Raw genomic sequence first — 23,503 nt, 5'->3', positions numbered from 1 at the left:
TTTTTGATTACTTTATCCGCACTTAACAACTAAAGATGATTTTTTATGACATTTAATATTGGGCAACGCTGGATTAGCAACACCGAAACACAACTGGGCTTAGGGATCATTATTGAGTTAAATGGCAGGCAAGTGAGCTTGAGTTTTCCCGCTGCTGGTGAGGAACGAATTTATTCTACAGATAGTGCGCCACTAAGTCGTATTATTTATAAAGCTGGTGAAGAAGTAATTACATCTGACCAACAAAAAATGTATATAACCCAGGTTGAAGAACGTCAAGGATTGATGTTTTATACAGGAGTAGATGAAGAAGGGAAGGAGCATCGCATTAGTGAGCTATCTCTGGATTGTTTTATCCAGCTCAACACTCCAGAACAAAGACTTTTTAGTGGATTGCTTGATAAGTTAAATACATTTAAATTGAGAATTGATACACTCAATCATGTCAGCAGACTTCAGCAATCTCCAGTGAGGGGATTATTGGGTTCACGAACCAGCCATCTGAAGCATCAGGTTTATATCGCCCGGGAAGTAGCACAACGTTATGCCCCTAGAGTTTTGCTTGCCGATGAGGTAGGACTTGGTAAGACCATAGAAGCAGGTATGGTTCTCCATTATCAGTTATGTACCGGCCGTGCTAATCGAGTTTTGATTGTGGTACCGCAAACTTTGATTCATCAATGGCTTGTGGAGATGATTCGTCGTTTTAATTTGTATTTCTCCATTATTGATGCGGAGCGCTATGAACTTGTATACGAATTAGATGAAGAAGAAGGGATGCAGATCGGTACAACGCAAGAGAATCTTTTTGAAAATGAACAATTGGTTTTATGCAGTTTAGATTTTTTAATGGAACATGAAAAAGCACGCCAACATGCGCTAAGCAGTGAGTGGGATTTGTTAATTGTCGATGAAGCGCATCACTTGCATTGGTCCGAGAAAGAAAAAAGTCCTGAGTATGAATGTATTGAAGAACTAGCGGGACAAAGTAAAGGTTTGTTGCTGCTGACTGCGACACCAGAACAAGCGGGAATTGCCAGTCATTTTGCTCGTTTAAGGCTGCTCGATCCTTCACGCTTTTATGATTTTTCTAAATTTAAAAAAGAAGAAGAAGGGTACCAGCACATCAATAAGTTAGTACAAGAATTGCTAACTTATGGCGAACACACATCCACGGATGCCTTAAAACCAGAACATAAGTCTCAATTAGAAGCCTATTTAGGGGAAATAACTGGGTTGGATGTGAGCCAAATCATTAAAGATTTACTCGACCGACATGGCACGGGTCGTGTCCTATTTCGTAATACACGTGCAGCGATTCAGGGTTTTCCTGAGCGTCGAGTGCATGCGAATCCTTTGGAGTGTCCTGCTATTTATACTTCTCTTGAGGAACAAAAAGGACAGAGAAAGCTTTATCCCGAACAACTTGTAGCGAAGGAATTGTGGCTTGAACATGATCCTAGAGTGAGATGGTTAGCAGACAAAATCAATGCGGTTTTTCCCCAAAAAGTGCTGGTCATTTGTGCCAAAGCAAATACCGCCATTTCATTGGATCAGTATTTAAAAGTAAAGGTAGGGCTTCGCTCTACTTCTTTTCATGAAGGCTTATCGATCATTGAACGCGATCGGGCTGCAGCTTATTTTGCCGAACAAGAAAATGGCGCGCAGGCCCTTATCTGTTCTGAAATAGGAAGTGAAGGTCGAAACTTTCAATTTGCTCATCATTTAGTCTTGTTTGATTTACCATTAAATCCTGATTTACTGGAACAACGTATTGGCCGACTTGATCGGATAGGTCAGCGGCATACTATAGAAATTTATGTTCCTTATCTGTTGAATACGGTACAAGAAAAATTATTTCGCTGGTATCACGAAGGGATTAATTTATTTACCAAAAGTTGCTCTGTTGGTTTTACTCTTTATGAAGAATTTGAAGATCAGTTACTGCCTATTCTGGATACGGTAGATGCAAATAATGAAGCATTGGAACAACTGATTGTCGAGACTAAAAAGCGAGCGGAACAAATTAATCAAGCACTTCATGAAGGACGTGATCGGCTGTTGGAGTTAAACTCATGCAACGCACCAGAAGCAGAAGAATTGATTGCAGCTATTGAAGCAGAAGAAAACTGTTTGGGTTTGGAAAACTATATGGCTCAAGTGTTTCAGGAATATGGCATCGATCATGAATACCATTCTGAAGCTTCAGAGATATTGCGTCCCACAGATCATATGAAATCCAGTCATTTCCCAGGGCTAAAAGAGGATGGGGTGACGATAACTTATTCGCGTTCCAAAGCTTTGGTGCGTGAGGATGTTGAATTCCTAAGTTGGGAACATCCAATGGTCTGTGAATCTATGGAAATGATCCTGGATTCTGAGGTAGGTAATGCAACTTTAGCGACAATCTCAATTAAAAGCATAAAACCTGGAACATTATTTTTAGAATCCTTTTTTACAGCGAATTGCGCAGCGCCAAAATATTTGCAATTAGATCGTTTTTTACCACTTACACCAATTCGTGTGCTTATGGATGTCTCAGGAAAGGATCTTTCCAAGATCTTGGATTATACGCAATTGAATCAATTGTGTGAGCCTGTAAAACGTCATTTAGGATACCCAATCATTCAGCAGATTCGTGCGGATCTAGAGAATATATTGGTACAAAGTAAAAAAGTAGCAGAAGCGCAACTACAAGAGCTTTTGGAGAAAGCAACAGTACAAATGAAACAAAATATCTCTCATGAAGTAAATCGACTGGATGCTTTAAAAAAGATTAATCCCTCGATACGAGAGGAAGAGATTGCTTTTTACAAAAAACAACTTATTGATAGTGAGGAATTTATTCACAGTACTGCTTTAAAGTTGCAAGCGTTGCGGGTAGTGATTAATAAAATTTGATGAGTTCTTATAGCATCTATACTACATTCATGATGATAAGGTAATACATAATGCCTTGATTGGGAAATCAGTATATTATTTTATTGAGGAAGATGAGTTTAATTAAATATCTCATTGCATTAAGATAGATTGATAGATGATATTTTTTGCTTATGATTGTTTGTATTGAATGCATAAGATGCGTAGTGTATGAAGACTTTTGCTATCTAGGGACATAGGATAAGTAAGTACTATTATTTGCTAAGAAATTACTTACTAGATTTTTTTAAGGTGTGTAGTACAAAGGGATGAGTCTACTAATGAACCAACAAATTAAAGAAATTGTAACGGACCTTTTGCATTCAGCAGGAATCACTCCCAATGGGAGTGAACCCTGGGATATTCAAATTAACAATGAAGCATTATATGCCCGTATTTTTAACGGCGGCTCATTGGCACTTGGTGAGTCCTATATGGATGAATGGTGGGATTGTAAAAGTCTCGATCAATTTTTTACACGCATTCTCCTGGCTCAGTTGGATCAAAAAATTAAATCCGACAAATGGTTATGGCCGAAATTAATTTGGTTAAAGTTAATTAACCATCAATCAAGAAAGCGTGCCCTGGAAGTGGGTCGAAGACATTATGATTTGGGAAATGATTTATTTAAATCCATGTTAGACAGTCGCATGAATTATACGTGTGGGTACTGGAAAAATGCGAATGATCTAGAAACCGCACAATTAAATAAATTGGAATTAAGCTGCCAAAAATTAAAACTTGAGCCAGGGATGCGGGTACTTGATATAGGCTGTGGCTTTGGGGCTCTTGCAAAATATGCTGCTGAAAATTACGGAGTCAATGTCGTCGGTATCACCATATCCAAAGAACAATTTGAATATGCAAAACAGAACTGTTCCGGGCTACCCATTGAGATCCGTTTTCAGGATTATCGCGATGTTCATGAACAATTTGATCGGGTAGTCTCTTTAGGAATGTTTGAGCATGTCGGTTATCGGAATTACCGTACCTATATGCAAAAAGCCCGTGATTGTCTCAAGGATAATGGTTTATTTTTGTTACATACTATTGGCGGTAATTCGACTACCACCACTACAGACCCTTGGATTAACAAATATATTTTTCCAAACGGTATGATTCCCTCTATGGCACAAATTAGTGTTGCTTCGGAGGAGGTATTTACCATGGAAAACTGGGCAAATTTCGGTGCTTATTATGATCACACTCTAATGGCATGGCATGAACATTTTGAACGAAATTGGGACTACTTAAAAGAGCACTATGACCAGCGTTTTTATCGGATGTGGCGCTATTATTTATTGGCCTGCGCAGGTACATTTCGAGCACGCACGAACCAGTTATGGCAAATTGTTTTTTCCAAAAATGGAGTTCCAGGGGGATATCAAGAACCCTTATTCACCGGAGTTAAAAAAAGAGATTCTGAAAAAAAAACAATCTCAGATCTTGAATTGTCTTAGTCAAAAATAAAGAGGGATACTGCATTAATGCAGTATCCGCAACACGTATGAATTAGTGCTTTTTGGCAAAGACCATACGCAAATGACTATTAATCGTTTCAATGGCATTGCGACATGCTGGAGTATCAGCAAGTTCATTGATCATAAGGAAATCATGAATGGTGCCATGATGACGAATCCCAGTAACGGGGACACCTGCTTCATTAAGCTTATGCTCATAAGCCTCACCTTCATCCCGCAATACATCGCATTCACCGTTGATTACAAGTGCAGGAGGTAATCCTTTAAGTTGCTCAGTAGTCGCTCGTAAGGGACAAGCTGTTATTTCATTTCTTTTTGATTTATCCGGTAAATAATTATCCCAGAACCATTCCATTGCTTTTTTGGTTAACCATGGACCATCCGCAAATTCTTTGTAGGAATCATTTTCAAAATTTGCATCAGTTACAGGATAAATAAGCACTTGGTAATCAATTTTTGGCCCACCACGCTGTTTTGCAAGTAGCGTCATTACTGCTGCCATATTTCCACCAACACTATCGCCGGCGACCGCTAAACGAGAGGTATCTAGATTTAATTCCTTACCATGCTCTGCAACATACTTTAATGCGGTGTAATCCTCTTCAATTTGCGTTGGATATTGTGCTTCAGGTGCTAAAGAATAATTGACAAATACAATGGCAGCATGTGCACCCACTGAGAGTTCACGGACAAGACGACCATGAGTTTGCCAGTCACCAAAAACCCAACCTGCTCCATGATAGAACATAACTACTGGAAGTTTTTCTTTTGAGCCTTTAGGACGAACAATGCGAAGGTCTAATTTACCATTCGCGTGTTGAATAAAACGATCTTCAATGTCCACTTCAGTTTTTTCTTTTTCTAAAGGCAATTCTTGCAATTTATCAAAAATAGCCCTTCCTTCTTGCACCGGAAGATCATAAAGCGGTTTACCCCCAGCTTTCTTGATTTTTTCAATGAAAGCCCAGGTTTTTGGTTCTATACGTTTACTTAGATCCATTTTACTTGTCCTCATGGTTAAAGTTCAAAATATAATTCACTATTTTTTAAAAATAAGATTAAGCCAAAGCTGTCACTTTTATTATCGGGACAAAATAATTATAGACAATTTGTAGGTTTTTTGTTTTACGCGGTAAAAAAACGAAAAAAATGAACTAATTAATTGCTTTATGATGGTTGGGGGCGGGATCGTTGGGGAAGAGATTTTCAAGGGGTGTTACTTGAAGAGCGTGGGTTATGTGCCTAAAATTAGTTAAATGCTCTTTTGGAGTTCACAATGAAATCATTAATTGGTGGCATGCTCTCCTTGGTTGCGTTTTCTTGTTGGGCAATAGATCGTGGGATTAATTATGATCCTGCCCACAGCAAAGCGTTCACCGATGCCCAGATAAAGAACAATTTACAGGGCATGAAAAACGAAATTATAAAAGATCTTCGTATCGCACAACAAAATGGATTTACGATCATTAAGACATTTTATGCCGGAATTTCTACGGTAGATGGCAAAAGTACAGCAACTATGGCTGATATAGCATGTCCTTTAGGGCTAAAATTAATGTTAGGAGTGTATGAGTTTGATCCAGGAAAAGATCATTGTGATAACTGGTGTGATATTGCCCGAAAAAAACAGGTAGATGATGCTATTGCGAGTGTGAATAAATACAACAAAGATAATAAAAAATGCATTATTGGAATTGCAGTAGGAAATGAGGATATTACCAACTGGAATTTTACCCAACCCAATACCTTAGTACAAAAACATATCTCTGAAGATATTAGCCGTCTTAAAAGTGCAATAGGGAATAAAACAGTGATTGGAACTGCACAACAAGATGGGGCTTTATTGAAGTTAGCTGCAAGTGATCCTTATGGAATTATTGGGAAACTCGATTTCATTGGCGCTAATATTTACCCTTATTGGAGTAGTAAACCGTATACCCCAATATCCGGTGCGGCAACTGAATTTATGAATCGCTATGAAGCCATCAAAAATAAATTTCCCGGAAAAGAAATTATTGTAACCGAAGAGGGGTGGCCAAGTCAGGGATCTGCACAACAAAATCCAGATGCATCTTTAGCCAATGAAGGGACTTATTATAATTGGTGGAAGACTCGATCTGATGATTTCGATTCCTATTATTTTGCCTTATTTGATAAGCAACCAACGGATGGAGATGCTGATAAGTTCTTTGGATTATGTACAGCAGACCGAAAAGACAAGATTCTTGATGGATGCAATTACTAACAATATAGATCGAAACAATTTTGAGAAAGAAGTTATTATATCTAACCAAAATATAATAACTTCTTAGCTAAAATCACCTTTCAACATATCAGAATTTTCCCATTCATAACTGAAAAATCAACTCTATTCCACCCCCTACGGATTGGGCCCTGAACTACATGGTAGGAACAGAAGAAGATAAAGTGGGCACACGAATGTTCTCCAACTCATCAGGTTCGTTCGCTGGATTGAATCCTTGTTGCGTGTAATTTCCCTGAGGATCTTTATCATTTCGGTAGGAAGTAAATTTTCCTCCTTGAATCATATGGGTATGATTTGCTTGTTTACCAGGTATCACATCTTCTGATGCTAGAGAATGTTCGATTTCCTGGATTAAATGTTCCCATTCGCTTATCGGTCGATTGTCGGAAAGATAAACGGTTACATCTTTTCCTGTTGTATTGGGGGATATGGGTTTGTCTTCTGGAATAATCTTGAATAAAGGAATATTTTTTTCTACTAAGTGCTTCATCACAATATTTATGCCTTTTTCAAAATTTCCGGGTGTATCACGATCAAAAGAAAAATGAAGTTTCCATCCACAATCGCTCTCATTCAATTGGTAGGGAGTTTGTTGGTAGGAAGCAAACTCTAACCATTGTTGAAGTGTTCTTTGACAATAATAATTCCCCGCCTTTATAGTAGAACCTATGTGTAGAGCATTTATATTTTTACAATTAGCCCAACTTTCCGTATCGCCCTTGTAAATAAAAATTCGTTCATTATAAAGAAATCGTATTAAATCTTCTTTCACATTATTCAATAGAGTTTTGAGTTTGGGAGCAGAAGAATATTGGGGATCAGCAAGGAGCGTGCTTATTTTTTTTATAGCTTGGTGGTTTCTTTGCAGAGGGGATAACTGAGTATCACTCAATAGGTTAATTATTGATAGAACCGGTTTTTTTCCTTGGAAACCAAAAAAACCAAAAAAGCCTAAACTCTTCTCCTGGGCTAAACAAAAAGAATTTAATTTATCTATACAAGATTCAAATGAAATTGGCATACCCCACCTCATAATGAATTTTATTTTAAGTATAGGTCTTCTTTTTTTTTTTGCTGGTTAGATGGTTTAGATGGACTTTTTTTATTAGTTAGAGGGAGTAGAAGCTGAGATTTAAGCTTGATAAATCCCAGGCTTACGTTATATGTTTACTTTGGGTTATTCATTACCAACTGGGAACGAACCGTTTGCAGGGTTTCTATAATCAGGAAAAGAACAATGCATGTGGGCGATCTTCCAAACTCCATCTTCCTTTTCAATAGTTAAAGTGCCGCGTAAATGCTCAAATAAATATTCTTTTCCATCAATGATCATTCGTGCACGGCATATGGCAGCAGCCCACAAAGCCTCATCTGGAGTGGGAACAAAGTGAATTATTTCTATTTTACCTTGCTCTGATTGGCTCCAGTCTCTTCTTAACTGTTCTTCTATTTCTTTTAAACCCACCCGATATTCATCGACTCCTGATCCCCAAACATTGGTATTTTGACTAAAAAGACTAAGCAATAAGGATGCATTTCTTTGCTCATATCCCTCACAGAATTGTTTAAATAGTTTTTCGGCTGGTTTTTTTTCTAAAATGTTCATGAGACTTTTCTCCTGAATAATAAAATCTTGGCGGAGTATAAAAGATAAGAAAAAATTGTCTGTCCGTGCTGAATACGGACAAAAATGAATGAACTCTATAGTACCGAGCTTAAATAAACCATTCGTTCCATTTCTAGTCTGGAAGAAAATCCTGTGCGTTGTTTAATACGCAGTAAATAGGTATCCACAGTACGAGGAGAAAGCCCAAGTAGCTGAGCGATTTGTTTGTGTGTTGCACCTTGCAGTAATAATCTAAGGCACATTAATTCTTGAGCGGTAATGTACGTTTTCTCGTTCTTTCCAACCACAGGAATTCTGCCTTGCTTCAAACAAAGCTCTTTATAATTTACATCGCGATAGGTTTCGGGTAATGCAATCGGATTTTTATTCAGTATCTGAATTAAATCTTTATTTTGCAGGTCAAAGTCAAAAATAAATTGCTCAATTGCCTTGAGTTTATTGAGATAAAACGAACCGGGATTCGCATGTTCATAGGGTAAGGCTACCGCAATCATATCGTAATAATTTTTACTCCGACGAACTAAAGTGAGTCCGTTGTGCAAATTAAATTTTTCGCGAGCAATTTGCACGGGGGTACGGGGCAACTCTTGATCCCAAAAAAACCAGTATGAATGATTATTTTCATGCTCATCGTCAAATGAAGAGAATACTACTGGAGCATTATCAATATGTTGGAAGTATTCAAAAAGCCCGGTATTGTTTGTTAAGCAATTAATGGAGCCGTCTGCAAAACAACGTAAATATTGAAAGTAATTAAATCCAAATCCATCTAATAAATTTTTACTTGCTTCATAGACTTTGCTTTTTAATAAAAATATAGGGTGGTTTAAGTCAACTTTTAATGACATGTAATAAAAAATAATCTAGATTAGGGACCAAAGTGAATGCTATTTTGTCAGTAATTTTATTATTGATCAAATTGAATTGTATTGTTTCATCGCTCTAGATTTGATATAAAGTTTGGGAAGAACTATGGACTTCTATTTGGAATAGAATAAAGGAGATATAATGCTAAGAAATAATCCACAAAAACCGCGCAATGAACTGCCTTCAACCCGAATAAAACGCCAATTATCCATATTCTACAGAGGCCCGGATGGCCGTATTACTTCCGATGATCCTGACTCCTACAAAGGACAAGAGCGGGTTGCTTATCAAGAGGCGCTACTTAGCCAACACCCAAGGACAGGTTATGCCGATGGAATTTTAAAAGAAAGAAAACAGCGCAATAAAACTCAATTTTTTTCAATTGCAAAAAAAGAAGAATCGGAAAATGAGCCTTCAGTCCCTACTCCTCCGTGATTGAGTAAACTACAATGGAGATATGGGAATAACTCTGTCTCGTAGCATGGTTTTCATCTGAAGTAACAAGGAAGTAAATGATATGACTAAATCAGTAACGCCCCAAGAAGTATTTCATGAGCTTATCAAAGCAAATGGTTTGTTCCCAAATAACCCTCGCTACCCTTTATTAATATACAAGCAAATGGAAGTAGTTAAAAACCAATCCCCTCAGAAACTCCAAGAGCTTTTACAACAAAACCATTGGGGAAATTCATGGGTAGATTCGATTTATGACTATCATCATTATCACAGTAGGACCCATGAGGTATTAGTGATGCTTGCGGGGGAAGGAACAGTTCAATTTGGAGGGGATAACGGTACGATTTATTCAGTAAGTCATGGTGATGTGGTTATTATTCCTGCCGGTGTTGCGCATAAAAGTTTGCACTTATCCAGCGACTTTCAATGTATCGGTGCTTACCCAGGGAATGTTGATTTTGATATGAATTATGGTAAGGCCGAAGAACATCCCCGAGTGATTGAGCAAATTAAACATGTCGGAGTACCTCAAAGTGATCCTATATTCGGTACGCATGGACTATTATTTAATTATTGGAAATAGAAACTCTATAACTATTGGATAAGTAAAGAAACCAACCGTTATTTTAAATTATTGGTATTTGCTGGAGTGCTTTATGTCTGTAGCTTCAATTAGAAAAGTTTATAACATTTATGCTTCCTTCTATGATTTTTTGTTTGGTTCCATTTTTAACCCAGGCCGTTCCTTGTGTGCTGAAATTGTTAATAAAGCGGCAAAACAAAATGCTACAGTACTTGAAATTGGCATTGGTACCGGTTTGTCGCTACCGCTTTATCGTTCTGATTTGATGATTACGGGGATTGATATTTCCGAAAAAATGTTGGAAAAAGCTGAGGAACAAGTGGTCAAAAATCACTTGGAGGAACGGGTACAGTTAAAGATTATGGATGCGGCTCATTTAGAATTTCCTGATAATCGGTTTGATTTTATTGTTGCCATGTATGTGGCCTCAGTGGTTCCAGATGTGAAGGCCTTTCTTCAAGAATTAACCCGTGTTGCTAAACCTACGGCAGAAATTATATTCGTGAATCATTTCGCATCGGAGCACCCGATAATGCGCTTTTTTGAGAAGATATTTGCTCGAGTTAATGAGCTTATAGGGTTTAAGTCGGATTTTTCGATGCACTCAATTCTTGATTACCAAGCCCTAAAGCTTCTATCCACCCGAAAAACTAATTTATTTGGTTATTGGAAATTATTACACTGTAAAATTCTGAAAGATAACCCAGCACCACCACAAGACAACTAGATTATCTGCTTCGTAATAATCTAAACAGTCCTGGTATGGAATAGACCTGTTGCAGGAATAAAATGGTGTGGGTCGACGCGCTTATATTTGATGTTTTTGGTTTACAAACTTTGGTCTTAATCAAGGATTATTGTGTCAAAAAAAACTTTGGTTTTTTTATCGGGAGTTTTGTCGGATCATCGCGTATGGTCTTATCAAGCAAATCATTTGCACGATCTGGTGAATTGTCAAATTATTCCCTTATTACACGGTACCTCCACCGAGGATTTACTCCAAAGAGTGTTAGGGCATGTTGAGGGGGCGTTTTTTTTGGCAGGCCATTCGATGGGTGGGTGGTTGGCACTGGAGCTTGCCAGAAGAGTTCCTGAACGCATTTTAAAATTATGCTTATTGAATACTTCCGCCCAACAAGACTCTGAAGAAAAAGAGCAAAAAAGAATAGAATTGATACGAAAAGTGGAGCAAGGTGCTTTTCAAACGGTTGCTGCTGAGCTAGTACAACATTATGTGTATGATGAGCGGGTTAAACCAGAAGTACATTCCATGTTTCTCAGTGTGGGCCAACAGGCATTTATTGCCCAACAAAAAATACTGCTGGCTCGCCAAGAGTGCACTTCTTTCTTGCCATCACTGGAAATACCTACTTTAGTCATTCACGCACGCCAAGATAAAAATTTTTCTCTATCTGTCCATGCAGAGCTGGCAGACAAAATTCCAAATGCCAAATTAGCAATTATTGAAGACTCTGGTCATATGTCGCCTATGGAATCACCCCAGGCAGTAACTGCATTATTACGGTTATGGTTGAATTATTTTTAAATGCATTAATCTTCATAATCATTCAAATCAAAAGCCTCTTGCAGATTTCCAAGCTGCTCTTCAACTAGGGTTAATTTTTCAAAACTAGCAATATGAAACAAGGCTTGGCCTGAATGCACAAGTGGCAACATATTTTCACCAATAATAATTCCAGAAATGGGTGATTTTAATTTGTATTCTTCGGTACTGGTTGGATTGGCGATAACCGCAATTACCTGTCCCTTGGCGACTCGATTGCCTGATTTTTTAAGGTGTCTTAAAATGCCACTTATGGGGGCTCTTATCCAATAACTGTTCCTAGATACCGTAGAGGTATATTTTTTTACTCTGTATCTACCGGGCGGAACCATTCCCAAGGCTCCCATCACACTTAGAATACCATTAATGCCGGTTCGGATGGATAACTCATCAAAACGTAAAGACTCTCCTCCTTCATAGACTAAAATAGGAATACCTTGCTCATTTGCATACTCGCGCATAGAACCATCCCTAAAGGTTGAATGTAAAATGACTGGAACATTAAAAGCTCGAGCCAAATCTTCAATACCGGGCATATCAAGATTTGCTCTAATTTGAGGTAAATTAAAGCGGTGATTGGATCCGGTGTGTAAATCAATTGCATGAGTAGATTGGGATAAAATTTGCTTGCTGATAATTTGTGCAAGAATAGAGGCAAGTGAGCCATTTGAACTGCCGGGAAACGATCGGTTTAAGTCTCTTCGATCCATTAAGTATCGTTCCTGGTATAAAAAACCGTATACATTAACTATAGGAATTGCAATAACATTCCCATGGATATTTTTTAGCCCCTTTTTTTTCAAGAAGCGTCTAATAATCTCAACGCCATTGATTTCATCACCATGAATGGCAGCAGTAAGGCATAACGAAGGCCCTTCCTCTATCCCGTTAATGACATGTATTGGCAAACAAATTGGAGTCCAATCATATAATTTGGGCATGGGTAAAAAAACCGTTTTGCGTTCTCCAGGCTTAATTTTCATGTCACCAATAACAAGAGGTTCTTTACTCATTCTCACGATCCTTCAAGAGTTATATAACAAGTGTAGCTTGAATTGGAGCAAAGTAGTGTGAGGAAAAGGTTGAATTTCTATGTACAAAGATGGAAGAGCAGAATGCTCTGCTCAAAACGTTGGGCTTGGTTGGACAAGCTTTTAACACAGTTTTTGGTGTGGCATAAATTTACTCAAGTGTTAAATTGGAAATAACAGCAGGTTTTGCCCCCAGTTTTATATCCGTGAGGTGTTGATTAAATATTGCGTAGTTATTGTATGAACCGGTGTTAATTATCGGGAACACAATATGGTCGAAGAAATGCGCTCGTTTTTCAATTTCTTCACCATATATCTTGGCTACGATTTGCGGGTCATTTTTAAATTCCCCACAACCCCAGGCTCCTAAAATTGCGTTGGGTTGTTTTGCAAGGATTAATGTATCAAGCTGGGCGGCGATACGTCTTCGTAAATCCGCTATATATTGATTCCTGGTTTCAAGATCCAAGGCGTGGGGTGTGAAAGGAAGTTGCGGCGCGGCGGATCTTAATTCATAAAACGGGAAAATATCTGATTCAGGAAGAAAGGCATAACTTAGGCCGCTGTCTGCCGTATAGCGTGCCGATGTAAAGTCCTCAGGATCTTTGGGAAAAACTATTTCAGGACCTCTGAAACATATCCTGGATTCTGGGCTAAAAAATACTTTATATCCTTGGGTGTCGGTTTCCCCGCTGTGCTTTTTCAAAGCCTCATATTCTTCCTGGGTCATTTTTATCTTAGCTTCTAGAAGCTTTTTTGCTGCCTCATGGTAGCAAAATGCTTGAGCTTTTTGATCTAAATAAATGCTTGGATCCAATAAAGATTGAGCACAGGTGCTTCGATGCCATATATTTTCCTCCTGGGCACTTCCCCCCTCTAAGGCAGCACCGCCTGGAAATTGGGGATTTGCCATATTGAGTACAGAATAAGAGACCCCATATTTTTTGGTCGCTTCAAGTGTTGCCAGTCCCCAATCTTTAGGAATTACTTCAACTAACTTGGGTGAAGGTGATTTTTTTTTGGCCCATAAGTTTAAATTAATTTGTGCTTGCTGGGCCAATTTCTCTGATTTTTTTAAATCGGTGATCCAATCTAAGGTTTTTTCCATACTTTTGTGTCGCCATCTCTCACCCGTATAAGATCCTTTGAGAAGGCTTGGCTTATGTTCGGCGTGTACGTCTTTGATAATAGAGGCAGTGCTTTTTTGGGGTGAGGGTTTAAATAATTTAATTCTCGCCATCATTTTTTTCATCCTTTTTCAGGTTCCTTCTTCTATTTTTTACATCTTGATTCTAAAAATCAGTTAATGAGTTTTTATAAAGATAAGAGTCCACATTTAATAGAAGACGGTACGTTAATTTCCATAGGCACAACAGCTTCTGGTGTTATCAGATTGAATTCCATACGCTGACAGCACCATGTTTTTATTATTTTGATAGCGAACATGCAACAAGAAAGAAGTGCTCTACTCATCGCAGTATTCTAAGCAATTGTATCCTTCCATTAGGTATATCCTTGGCTCAACGATGATACGTCGAACCAAATTCAGTAGACCAAAATGATCAAAAAAAGTCAACTTTGTTTTTAGTTGTGAGATGAAGTTCATTTATTGTCATATTTTCAGGGCACCTCAAGCAGATTTCAATGCTGCATTTTTGGACCTTAGAAACTTCTGTATGTATGTAAAGAATCATATCCTCACCATAATGCTCTGTTATTAATCTATAATTATATTAATCTCACTTTTTGTTTGATAAATATGAAAGTTGATGAAAAATCTATAAGAGAGTTATGTGGCGAAAGTTCCGAAGTGGTAGTATTTGGTTTTAGCAAATATGCCTATAAAGAGCTTTGTATGGCAATCAATGAACATGATGGAATCAATGCTTTAAATTCTGATACCTACGATAGCAAACATACTGATCTCAGCAGAAACAACCCTTACTCCATGTATAATTATTTTAAGTTTATTCTCAATGACTTAATTCTCGAAAATTATAAGAGACAGAAAGAAGGCAAACCAATAATTCCCTTAATTTTTGTAGTCGGAAAAGGCAATATGAGCTACGAGCCAAAACAAATTGCTCAAAGAGAGGAAGACCCCTCCGATAAATGGGTTACGCTAACAGAGCTACGCAGAGTGTATAAATTAGCTACAGAATTTGGACCCGAATTCTCCAAAGTTGCTTTGGATACGGTTAAGTTTGTAAGTCTTGAAACCAATTCGGATCTAACCACCTTAAAGCGGGTTTCTCCTTTTTGGGAAAACCCAGATTGGCAGAAAGGTTGGCAAACACGAAAAGAGGAAACCCAGAAAACACACAGCCGACTGATAAAAAATAGTATTTGGCGATCCAATTTACAAGGTAAGATTGAAGAAATCGATAGTCAACATTCTGAAGATAAAGGTAAAGAAGAAAAGAATACTTTTAAGAGTTAATGAATAAGGCTCTCGCGCCAAACACCATCTCTATTAAGACGACAAAAACTGACATCAAAACTATAAACTCGCTGATTATCTTTTTATGCCGTGCTATGGTTAACATAGGATAAATTAGGGGATAAAAATGATTAATAACGTGATTCTTATAGCTTGTGTATTGTTTGCAACGATTCACTATTTTATTAGGCGAAAACATTATTCTGCTGAACAGATCGTAGATTTATACTTAGTCTATTTCCTATTTTTTACGGTAGGTCTTATCGGTTTAATTGGTTTTATCGGCCATGTATTCTTTCCTGATATGACCGCTAAAATGATTGGTTGGCCTACAGGCAGTCCATTTCAATTTGAAGTAGGGTTTCACGATGGCGCATGGGCATTGTTAGGGATCCTATCCTTATTTATTGGAGGAAAATTTTGGCTGGCTACGGGATTAGGATGGTCATTTTTTATAATAGGAGCTTTATATGGTCATATTAGAGATATGATTTTACATGGAAATTTCGCACCTTATAACGCTGGTATTATTATTTCAGAAATTATTATTCCAGTTGTAATCTTGACTTTACTATTCCTCAAGTTTGTTGTTATGAATAAGAAATAAAGTCTCGGCTTGGAAACTACATCCACCTGACTAGTGATGGTTGACCAGATTCGTGCAGCCTCTTTTGCCCTGGTCAGGTTAACGAACGTTGCGAAGACTACTAATGTCATTTAAAACATTAATATTTTTACTGGTTCTCTTATCCACTTTTGGCAGTGCGATTTGGAATATTCAAATAAAACAATCAAGTAATAATGTTGTGTTTGTTACGCTCATGGTTATACCTCAATTCATGGTAGCGGCACCTTTATTGTTTATCGTACCTTTGCTTGATTATGCGACTTTTAGCTTTGTTGTGATGAGTGCCATCGTGCAAACTGGCTATATACTCTTCCTTAGTAATGCGTATAAGCATGGATTAGTTAGCGCAGTTTATCCCCTTGCTGTAGGCAGCGCGCCCCTTTTTGCTTTATATTACTGGCATCATTATGTAGGATACCCCATTTCCACCCATGAATTTGTGGGGGTAGTTGTATTATCACTGGGTATCATCTCGTTTATTTTTACTAGGATAACTAAAAAATCACCGTTTTCACTACAAGGAATTGCCTATGCAATAGGGACAGGAGTTTTTATTTTTTCCTATTCTACCATCGATACGTATGGTATCCGAGCGGCAAGTAATCCTTTATCTTATATTAGTTGGTTATTTGTTCTTAAAGCATTTTTATTATTTCTACCCATGTTGTTACTCAAGAAAATAACATGGGAAACATTAAATCAAGGCAAGAAAAAATATATTATTGCTGGCTTACTAGCAGGTTTGGGCTACAGCATGGCAGTTTTTGCTTTTCTTCATTTTCATTCAGCAGTTATCCTCGGGTTACGCTCGACCTCAATTTTATTTGTATTTTTTCTCTCAATTTTTATCTTGAAAGAAAAGACTTCTGTCAGGACGCTTTTCGCAACACTGTTAACAATTACTGGGATGTCGCTTATTTTAGTAGGATAGTGCTTAAGCAATACTTGTTGGCCCAGCAGGAGTTTTTTGTTGACCTATTGTTTTACCAGCTCAAATTATGAGCATTTGTCGTCATCGAATTGAAAAATACGAAATTTAAACCAGAACATACAGTTGGGTTTTTATTAGCAGCTGTTGATGCTCAATTACGAAAGCCGGGCGATAACCAAACTATTGGAATCTTGCTATGCAAATCGAAAAATAAAGTCGTTGCCGAATATGCGTTGCGAAACATTAGTGCACCCATAGGCGTTTCAGAATATATCTTCTCTAAATCAATTCCCACTGATCTGAAAGGTAGTTTACCAACAGTCGAAGAAATTGAAGCTGAGTTAAATGAGTCGGTAAAAGAGGATTGATTGGTTCAGTGTATTGTAGACTTATAAAAAAATGCATGGGACAAAAGGGGTTAGTGGGACACCCATATTAATACTTGGTTAAAACAGTTCCCACATGATTTATTCATGCTCGGATTTTAGGGATTTTTTATTTTTTAGTGTTGTTGTTTCAATCAGTATCATTCAAAGCGACAATTTTCTATAAAGAAAAATGGTAAGTAGAGCTCCTATCGAGCAGATTAAAAATAAAGAATAATAGTTAGCTAACTGATAGATTGCGCCTCCTAAAATGGGTCCAACAGCCAAACCAATTGCGGAGGCATTAAGAACTCCATAACAACTACCCATCACATGAGGTGGTGTCATTTTAGCAAGAAACACATCATTCAATGGAAAAAAAATAACCTCACCCAGGGATAAAATCAGCATGGAGCTATTCAGTGTTAAGCCAGTTTGGGCAAAACAAAATCCCAGGAAACCTATGGCAAATAAGGATAACCCCGTAGATGCAAGTAACATATAATTGACTCTTCTAAGAAGAGGTCCAATAAAAATCTGCAGCAAAACACAGGTTATTCCATTGACGATTAGCATGTTACTGTACATCACAACGCCATCGTCAAATTGCTGCACAATATATTGGGCTAACGAAGAGGTTATTTGGGAATACAAACTGTAACAGATGAAACTAATCAGAAAGAGTCTTTTTAAAGAGGAGTTCGTGGCGATTAGTCGCAATGTACCCATGACGGATACGCTTTTTGAGCTATGAGAGTCTTTGGTGGTTTGATGATTTTTATTTTTTGACCAGAACATTAACAATAAAAAACCAGTAGAAAGATAACAGAATGCGATGAGCTGAAACAGCGGAGTGGAGTGTTCAGCAGCATAACGTGCGCCAATGAGTGGACCTAAAGCAGCTGCTAGATTTAAAACCGCATATCGCAAACCAAAAGCAATAGTTCTCTGTTGCTCATTGATGCTGGTGGCCAACAACGTTTTTGATGCAATATCAAAAATAGCTCGGAATACACCAATGATGATATTTAACACAATAAAACACACTAATGATTGACTTTGATAAAGAAACTCATAGGCAATTGCCGATCCAAATAAAGTCATGATGAATAATTGCTGCGGAGGGTAACGATCAGATAGGTGTCCTATGAATATGCTTGTCAGGCTATGACTTAATTGTCCTGATGCAATAATAACCCCTATAGAAATAGGGGATAGTGAAAAATGGTTCAAGTAAATTGCTAAAAAAGGTACGATCAAAAATTGCCCTAATTTTATGATAAAAAACGCGAATATAAAGAGAGAAATGTTAAAAAATGCTTTATCTGATCGAGTGGTGCTAAGGTACATAGATTCTGACATATTACTTCCCTAATCCTGGTGCACTTTTGTTGTTATTTGTACTTGTTCCATAGCGAAACGCACTGTAGAAATCGCTTCATCAATATCACGTCCTGTTCCTAAAATATATCCTTGCCTGGATTGAGAAGAGCTGAGTTTCCCAAACTTCTGACCTTTTTTCAGGGTACAATGAATACGAACAACTCCTGGTAAATTGTTTGCAGAGTCAAGGCCATTAATATCAAGAATCTCTTCAAATTCACGCGCAAAAAATAAAACAGCAGCAGCATTTTCTTCTTTATTTCTTGTTTTTTGACTTAATCCCAATAAATGGAGCACCGTTTCAGAAATGACATCCACTCCTGTGGTTAATTCGGTCAGCTCCCAAATTTGATCGCCTCCCATTCGGGTTTGTGATTCAATGATTTTTATTTCACCTTGGTGTACTTTAATTTCAGTATGCGCCGGGCCATTTTGGTGCTGAATAATATCTAAAAATCGAAGAATTATTTGCTGTATTTTTTGTTGTATTTCTGGAGTTAGGCGAGCAGGAGAGTAATGACCCAATTCAATAAAATGGGGAAATTCAGTTGTAAGCTTTTTAGTAATGGCAATGATTTGGTGTTGCCCATCCAAACTTAAGGATTCCACACTGTATTCTTGGCCTAAAAGATACTCTTCTGCAATAAGTTCTTGATTGCCATGCCGTATCGCCCAATTCCATGCATTAGTGATATTCTCAAAGGTGCCAACATAGCAAACACCTTTACTTCCTGCGCCATGAGCGGGTTTGAGGATAAAAGGAGCCTTTATTTGATCATAAAAGGTATATACGTCTTCTAAACTGGTACAATTTCGATAAGCAATAGAATTAAACTGATTTTTCTCTAGTAAACGACGCATTTTCAATTTATCGCGAGTATGTTCTACTGGAAATACGGCATTGCCTTTAATGTTCAATTGTTCAGCGATTAATGCTGCAGGATATAAACCAAACTCGGTAAAAGAAACAATCGCTCTAAAATGGTGAACTTGATGTAATTGTTTTGCCATTCGACTTAGTTTTGAAAGATTCTCATAAGTATCAACGAATACGATTTGCTCATCCAAATACGCGGTTAAAGGATCCTGTTGAGACTGGATTAGCATATATCGGATATTCATCGCCTTAAGTTTTTGTAACGTATGTTCTCGTGCGCCGATGACTAGTAAACAAGGAGATGGGTTTATATCATATGCTTCCATAGCGAATGCTCCTTAAAAATCGTTAATTCTTGTGTAATTTCTGCTACCGATTTATCTAGATAATAAGTGCTTAGTGAGGAGAATTCCTTTCCAGCAGGTAAACGACCAAGCCATTCAAGCGGTGTAGACTTATCCCGAATAAAGTTGGTTCCCCATGCATTTAAATCATTACTTAACATCTCTTGCAGAAGCTCTTGCTCATCAACAACATTTGGGCGGAGTAGTTTGCAAAAGATTTTTTGGATTAAAGGAAGATAAGCAATCTGCCGAGTTCCACCCAAGACTCGAATTTGAGGCATGAGGCATAAAACAAGAAAGCTTAAAAAAATATTGGGAATTAATTGACCATTAATGAGAGCCGTACGAATGGATTGATGCTCTAATGGTATTTTTAACTGTTTACTTACATTGGTTGTCTCTTCTTTAAGAACATTATCATCCACTTTTAAGGCACGTATCTTGCTGTCTCTAACACCCCAAAAAAAATCTGTTCCCTGTTTTAAGAACTGATGACTCTTCTCATGAATTAAGAGATTGACTAAATGTTTCAACTTGCTACGTTGTTTTGGTGAAAAAATAAGTTGATAAATAATTCCGTCCGGTTCACCTAAGTGTTCTGCTACTAAAAGTGATGTGAAGTTATCATTTAGGATCACTGGCTGGATTTCTTGGGCATGATCACACTGTGTGAGTAAGTTTCGATTCGATAAGGTGAATGCTGGAATAAATCCCTCATATTCTTTGGAGTCAATTGATGTGAGTAATTTTTCTATTCCTTTTTGTTCACAAGAATCCGATTGAGTCAAATATTGGGAGAAATTATCAATGCAATAAGTTAATCCAGGGTAGGATGAACAAACACTCAGTTTGGACATCTGTTTAGGTGTCAAAGCAAATAAATTAATCACTTCTTGTTTTAGGTTAAGCCATCCTGGTCCTTGCTGCTTACTCCATTGCAGCGTACGTGTGACGCTATTTAAAATAAACATATGGTTTAGCTGATGGTATTGACTTCCCATCCAACTCATCAAGACTGCATTAAAGTCAGTTTTATTGGTGTACAACTGACAATGGGGTCCAGTTTGCAAAATGGGATAGCGGTCAAATTCAGAAAAAGCACGTTCAAAATTAATGGATTGTAACCCAAGGAAAAGCTTCAATGCTGAATAGAACTTTGTTCTTGATTGACGTGCTATTGGGCTTACACAAGAAATCGGTTTTTGCCAAATTTGTTTTATATAGCAAGACAGAGTCTCGTTCCAATTAGTTTTTAAATCACTTATAACGCTAGGGCAAATGGTTTCCATGGCTCTTGCAATGGGGAATAAATCGAGTTTTTTCATGCTAATTAACCCCAGATATTTTGAGCAACGTGATAAAAGGGATCAAACACGTGAGCGAATCGTATTTGAGAGTAGTCTTGGAGCTTTTTAAGTAGGATATGGAGTTCTGCGCAAGCAATAATAAATTGATGTTCTGGAAATTGGCTTATAAATTCTAAAAAATCATCCAGAAGCCTCGCATTCACCTGATTGTCCTTCACTGCTTTAATCAGGGAATTTAGTTGTGTTTGCGCCTCATTACCAACAAAAGTAATTTGCTGTGCTGCTTTTTCCCAAAGTGGATGACTCTCCAAAACCTGTGCCTCTTTGGCAGAAGAAGCGCAAAGAACGATAAATTGATTATTTTGTGCAAGCACATGTTCCAAAACTCGTGTTACCATTGAGCAAATTTTAGCCTGGTATTCAGGCAATAATTGAGGAAGTAATGTATGGGCCGTAAAGCAACAAATAACAATGCAGTCGACATCCATCTGTATGATATGGACTATATTTTTTTCCAGCTTTGCTAAGAGCTCCGCTTTACTTTGATTTACAGACATCAACGCTGTAGATTGAGTTTGCAAAGGCTCAGAATACAGATATACATAAGGAGGATGATACTCTTCTTTTAAATCATTCTTGTTGAGATAAGTGATATAAAGAGTTTCAACAAATGATGCAGAAGCTAAAGGTCCCATTCCACCGATAATACCTATTCTAATTGTTTTCTTATTCATTATGTTTAATCCATTAATTTATTACAGCATCCGCAAGGTCTGTTTAACTCAAAATGCGCTTTGACTTTGGTATAAGCGTTGTATCCTACTCGTGCAATCACATTGAGCTTGTTGGTATCGATTCGTTTATCCTTGGTTAGAATGTCAGGATTAAGATGAATACCAACAACCTTCGCAATAACCATTCTGTTGATTAAACCTGAATCATTAGGTGTCGGTAATTGAACCGATTGGTGATAAATACATTCCAGACTAATAGGAGACCCTTTAACACGATAGGATTGAATAGTTTCTCCGGGCAAATGGCCCACCTCAGCCATTTGAAATTCATTAATTCCCCGTGAAAAATCTAGGGACGTAATATTCATTGCGTCCTTATTGATATAACTCACTAAATTAACAGTAAATTCTTTAGTCTCCTCAACGTTTTTTAACGTATCCTTTGCACCACCGCTACCATGTGAACCTGTTGTAGCAAACATAATCATTGGCGGGTCTTCACAGACGATATTAAAATAACTAAAAGGCGCTAAATTAGGATTGCCATCAGTATCTTTAGTGCTGATCCAGGCAATAGGCCTGGGAACAACACAGGCTTTAAAGAGTCCTTTAGGCAACTTCTGTGATGTGTGAAAAAACATGATTGTGTATTCCTTTATTAGAATGTGGAAGAAAGACTCTTCCTCCTACAGTTTGAAAATTCCTGAATGCCCATAAACTGGGGCTTACAAAGATGCGTTGGATCCATCGATAAGGACAACCTTGGTTGTCGTAGGTTGGCGTAAATCGCTCTCGCGCATGCAGGGTAAAACGATTATCCACATAGATTAATTTTCCTGGAGTAATGTGGATGACCTCAGATGTTTCTTTGACTGCCTGGTGAAAATGGGCTAATGCCATTTTGGCTGCATGATTGATTGGCAGTATCATATTCGAATAAAAGGCGACACTTATGCGAGGTTTATTCAATGCACCTCTGATTACAGAGCATTTTACCATTGCGTCATGAGAGAAAATTTCTCGCCACCGATAGGGGAGGTTTAAATAAAAATTCGCTCCATATAAGATCTTCAAATCATAGGGGCTTAGTAATTTTAAGGCCTTTCGAGTATCGGCGATGAATGTTTTTGTTGGTTCAATGGTTTCATCAATTCGAATACCTAGAAAGAATATACCGGATGGCGAATAATCATCCTCAGAAATATACTGTAACGCTGCATTTTCAATATGAAAATCAAGCTCTACTTCCGAACCCATACCCGTATAATCAAATCGAGTATTTTTCTGTGGGGTTAAATTATTAACAAGCTCCTTCCCCTCGAAATATATAGAGTAAGGCTCACCTACTAAAGAAGCAAAGGCGGTGATGATGTTTTCACTAAGAGTTCCTGATTTAAATAATTTTCCCGTTTGCTCGAAATCTGGGCTTCCATAAATGGCTTCATCGATTGGAATGTTGTTAATTACTATTGCAGAAACCAGTTTATCGACACTGCGTTGGATTGTCAGTGTATTAATTAATGTTTCGGGTAATACTTTGTATATCTTTTTCCGGAGCAATTGGATGTATTGCTCATCTCCAGATGGGTTATAGACAATATCCTTAAACGCCTGCGTTAGTTTTTGTTTCTCCTGAGTATTTAGAGTGACTTCAATGATGCTTTTTTCTTCCATAATAATTCCATATTTAATCCTATACT

The 23,503-nt window shown here is 37.6% G+C and carries 23 protein-coding genes; 11 read left to right on the top strand and 12 right to left on the bottom strand.

Features of this window, described 5'->3' with window-relative positions; genetic code table 11:
• The first annotated feature begins 45 nt into the window (after positions 1-45).
• Both rapA and cfa read left to right on the top strand, forming a co-directional pair.
• A complete protein-coding gene (gene rapA / locus ACWTE2_RS07190; RefSeq protein ID WP_454784803.1) occupies positions 46-2,901 on the top strand; it encodes an RNA polymerase-associated protein RapA in 2,856 nt (951 codons plus the stop codon).
• A gap of 299 nt (positions 2,902-3,200) precedes the next feature.
• On the top strand, positions 3,201-4,379 hold the full coding sequence (gene cfa / locus ACWTE2_RS07185; protein WP_454784802.1) for a cyclopropane fatty acyl phospholipid synthase: 1,179 nt from the start codon (positions 3,201-3,203) through the stop codon (positions 4,377-4,379).
• Positions 4,380-4,431: 52 nt separating this feature from the next.
• Here cfa and ACWTE2_RS07180 read toward each other — a convergent pair whose 3' ends face one another.
• Positions 4,432-5,400 carry an alpha/beta hydrolase gene (locus ACWTE2_RS07180; protein ID WP_182392080.1) on the bottom strand — a complete coding sequence of 323 codons (969 nt, stop codon included), beginning with the start codon at positions 5,398-5,400 and terminating at the stop codon, positions 4,432-4,434.
• Between the two features lie 276 nt (positions 5,401-5,676).
• Here ACWTE2_RS07180 and ACWTE2_RS07175 point away from each other — a divergent pair, with 276 nt between their 5' ends.
• Complete coding sequence (locus ACWTE2_RS07175) at positions 5,677-6,645, top strand: glycoside hydrolase family 17 protein (protein WP_454784801.1); 969 nt, start codon at positions 5,677-5,679, stop codon at positions 6,643-6,645.
• 154 nt (positions 6,646-6,799) lie between these two features.
• Here ACWTE2_RS07175 and ACWTE2_RS07170 read toward each other — a convergent pair whose 3' ends face one another.
• The 3 genes from ACWTE2_RS07170 to ACWTE2_RS07160 all read right to left on the bottom strand — a co-directional run bounded on the left by ACWTE2_RS07170 (position 6,800) and on the right by ACWTE2_RS07160 (position 9,141).
• Complete coding sequence (locus ACWTE2_RS07170) at positions 6,800-7,687, bottom strand: hypothetical protein (protein WP_454784800.1); 888 nt, start codon at positions 7,685-7,687, stop codon at positions 6,800-6,802.
• A gap of 156 nt (positions 7,688-7,843) precedes the next feature.
• Complete coding sequence (locus ACWTE2_RS07165) at positions 7,844-8,272, bottom strand: nuclear transport factor 2 family protein (RefSeq protein ID WP_454784799.1); 429 nt, start codon at positions 8,270-8,272, stop codon at positions 7,844-7,846.
• Positions 8,273-8,367: 95 nt separating this feature from the next.
• The gene (locus tag ACWTE2_RS07160) at positions 8,368-9,141 is read right to left on the bottom strand and encodes a helix-turn-helix transcriptional regulator (RefSeq protein ID WP_454784798.1); all 774 of its coding nucleotides are present in this window, start codon (positions 9,139-9,141) and stop codon (positions 8,368-8,370) included.
• 160 nt (positions 9,142-9,301) lie between these two features.
• On the opposite strand from ACWTE2_RS07160, the gene ACWTE2_RS07155 reads away from it, so the two are divergent.
• The 4 genes from ACWTE2_RS07155 (at position 9,302) to ACWTE2_RS07140 (ending at position 11,745) form a co-directional block, all read left to right on the top strand.
• Positions 9,302-9,595, top strand: coding sequence for a hypothetical protein (locus tag ACWTE2_RS07155; protein ID WP_454784797.1), 294 nt, complete (start codon positions 9,302-9,304; stop codon positions 9,593-9,595).
• Between the two features lie 82 nt (positions 9,596-9,677).
• Positions 9,678-10,199: a cupin domain-containing protein gene (locus tag ACWTE2_RS07150; protein WP_454784796.1), complete on the top strand. Its 522-nt coding sequence runs from the start codon at positions 9,678-9,680 to the stop codon at positions 10,197-10,199.
• A gap of 73 nt (positions 10,200-10,272) precedes the next feature.
• The gene (gene pmtA / locus ACWTE2_RS07145) at positions 10,273-10,926 is read left to right on the top strand and encodes a phospholipid N-methyltransferase PmtA (protein ID WP_454784795.1); all 654 of its coding nucleotides are present in this window, start codon (positions 10,273-10,275) and stop codon (positions 10,924-10,926) included.
• A 132-nt stretch (positions 10,927-11,058) separates the two neighbouring features.
• A complete protein-coding gene (locus tag ACWTE2_RS07140; RefSeq protein ID WP_182392072.1) occupies positions 11,059-11,745 on the top strand; it encodes an alpha/beta fold hydrolase in 687 nt (228 codons plus the stop codon).
• A gap of 5 nt (positions 11,746-11,750) precedes the next feature.
• On the opposite strand, the gene ACWTE2_RS07135 is transcribed toward ACWTE2_RS07140, so the two are convergent.
• Positions 11,751-12,776: a succinylglutamate desuccinylase/aspartoacylase family protein gene (locus ACWTE2_RS07135; RefSeq protein ID WP_454784794.1), complete on the bottom strand. Its 1,026-nt coding sequence runs from the start codon at positions 12,774-12,776 to the stop codon at positions 11,751-11,753.
• A gap of 169 nt (positions 12,777-12,945) precedes the next feature.
• The gene (locus ACWTE2_RS07130) at positions 12,946-14,037 is read right to left on the bottom strand and encodes a poly(ADP-ribose) glycohydrolase domain-containing protein (protein ID WP_454784793.1); all 1,092 of its coding nucleotides are present in this window, start codon (positions 14,035-14,037) and stop codon (positions 12,946-12,948) included.
• Between the two features lie 516 nt (positions 14,038-14,553).
• On the opposite strand from ACWTE2_RS07130, the gene ACWTE2_RS07125 reads away from it, so the two are divergent.
• From ACWTE2_RS07125 to ACWTE2_RS07110, 4 genes are all read left to right on the top strand, one after another.
• Entirely contained in the window at positions 14,554-15,234 is a 681-nt protein-coding gene (locus ACWTE2_RS07125) for a hypothetical protein (protein WP_454784792.1), read from the top strand.
• A gap of 127 nt (positions 15,235-15,361) precedes the next feature.
• On the top strand, positions 15,362-15,841 hold the full coding sequence (locus ACWTE2_RS07120) for a DUF6790 family protein (protein WP_182392068.1): 480 nt from the start codon (positions 15,362-15,364) through the stop codon (positions 15,839-15,841).
• A 103-nt stretch (positions 15,842-15,944) separates the two neighbouring features.
• Positions 15,945-16,793 carry an EamA family transporter gene (locus ACWTE2_RS07115; protein ID WP_454784791.1) on the top strand — a complete coding sequence of 283 codons (849 nt, stop codon included), beginning with the start codon at positions 15,945-15,947 and terminating at the stop codon, positions 16,791-16,793.
• 83 nt (positions 16,794-16,876) lie between these two features.
• On the top strand, positions 16,877-17,161 hold the full coding sequence (locus tag ACWTE2_RS07110) for a PDDEXK nuclease domain-containing protein (protein ID WP_454785022.1): 285 nt from the start codon (positions 16,877-16,879) through the stop codon (positions 17,159-17,161).
• 162 nt (positions 17,162-17,323) lie between these two features.
• On the opposite strand, the gene ACWTE2_RS07105 is transcribed toward ACWTE2_RS07110, so the two are convergent.
• The 6 genes from ACWTE2_RS07105 to ACWTE2_RS07080 are packed head-to-tail and all read right to left on the bottom strand — an operon-like array spanning position 17,324 to position 23,477.
• Entirely contained in the window at positions 17,324-18,520 is a 1,197-nt protein-coding gene (locus ACWTE2_RS07105) for an MFS transporter (protein ID WP_454784790.1), read from the bottom strand.
• Positions 18,521-18,529: 9 nt separating this feature from the next.
• Positions 18,530-19,744, bottom strand: coding sequence for an ATP-grasp domain-containing protein (locus tag ACWTE2_RS07100; RefSeq protein ID WP_454784789.1), 1,215 nt, complete (start codon positions 19,742-19,744; stop codon positions 18,530-18,532).
• Entirely contained in the window at positions 19,726-21,087 is a 1,362-nt protein-coding gene (locus ACWTE2_RS07095; RefSeq protein ID WP_454784788.1) for a hypothetical protein, read from the bottom strand. The genes ACWTE2_RS07100 and ACWTE2_RS07095 overlap by 19 nt, the downstream gene beginning before the upstream one ends.
• Before the next feature lie 5 nt (positions 21,088-21,092).
• Positions 21,093-21,803: an aspartate/glutamate racemase family protein gene (locus ACWTE2_RS07090; RefSeq protein WP_454784787.1), complete on the bottom strand. Its 711-nt coding sequence runs from the start codon at positions 21,801-21,803 to the stop codon at positions 21,093-21,095.
• Positions 21,804-21,808: 5 nt separating this feature from the next.
• The gene (locus tag ACWTE2_RS07085; protein WP_454784786.1) at positions 21,809-22,444 is read right to left on the bottom strand and encodes a flavin reductase family protein; all 636 of its coding nucleotides are present in this window, start codon (positions 22,442-22,444) and stop codon (positions 21,809-21,811) included.
• Positions 22,413-23,477: a Fe(II)-2OG oxygenase family protein gene (locus ACWTE2_RS07080; RefSeq protein WP_454784785.1), complete on the bottom strand. Its 1,065-nt coding sequence runs from the start codon at positions 23,475-23,477 to the stop codon at positions 22,413-22,415. Before ACWTE2_RS07080 ends, ACWTE2_RS07085 begins: the two co-directional genes overlap by 32 nt.
• Positions 23,478-23,503 lie beyond the last annotated feature (26 nt).

The organism is Legionella nigrisilvae (assembly GCF_977063395.2).
Note: the sequence above shows the minus strand (reverse complement) of the source record. Positions and strands in the feature narration are given on the sequence as shown.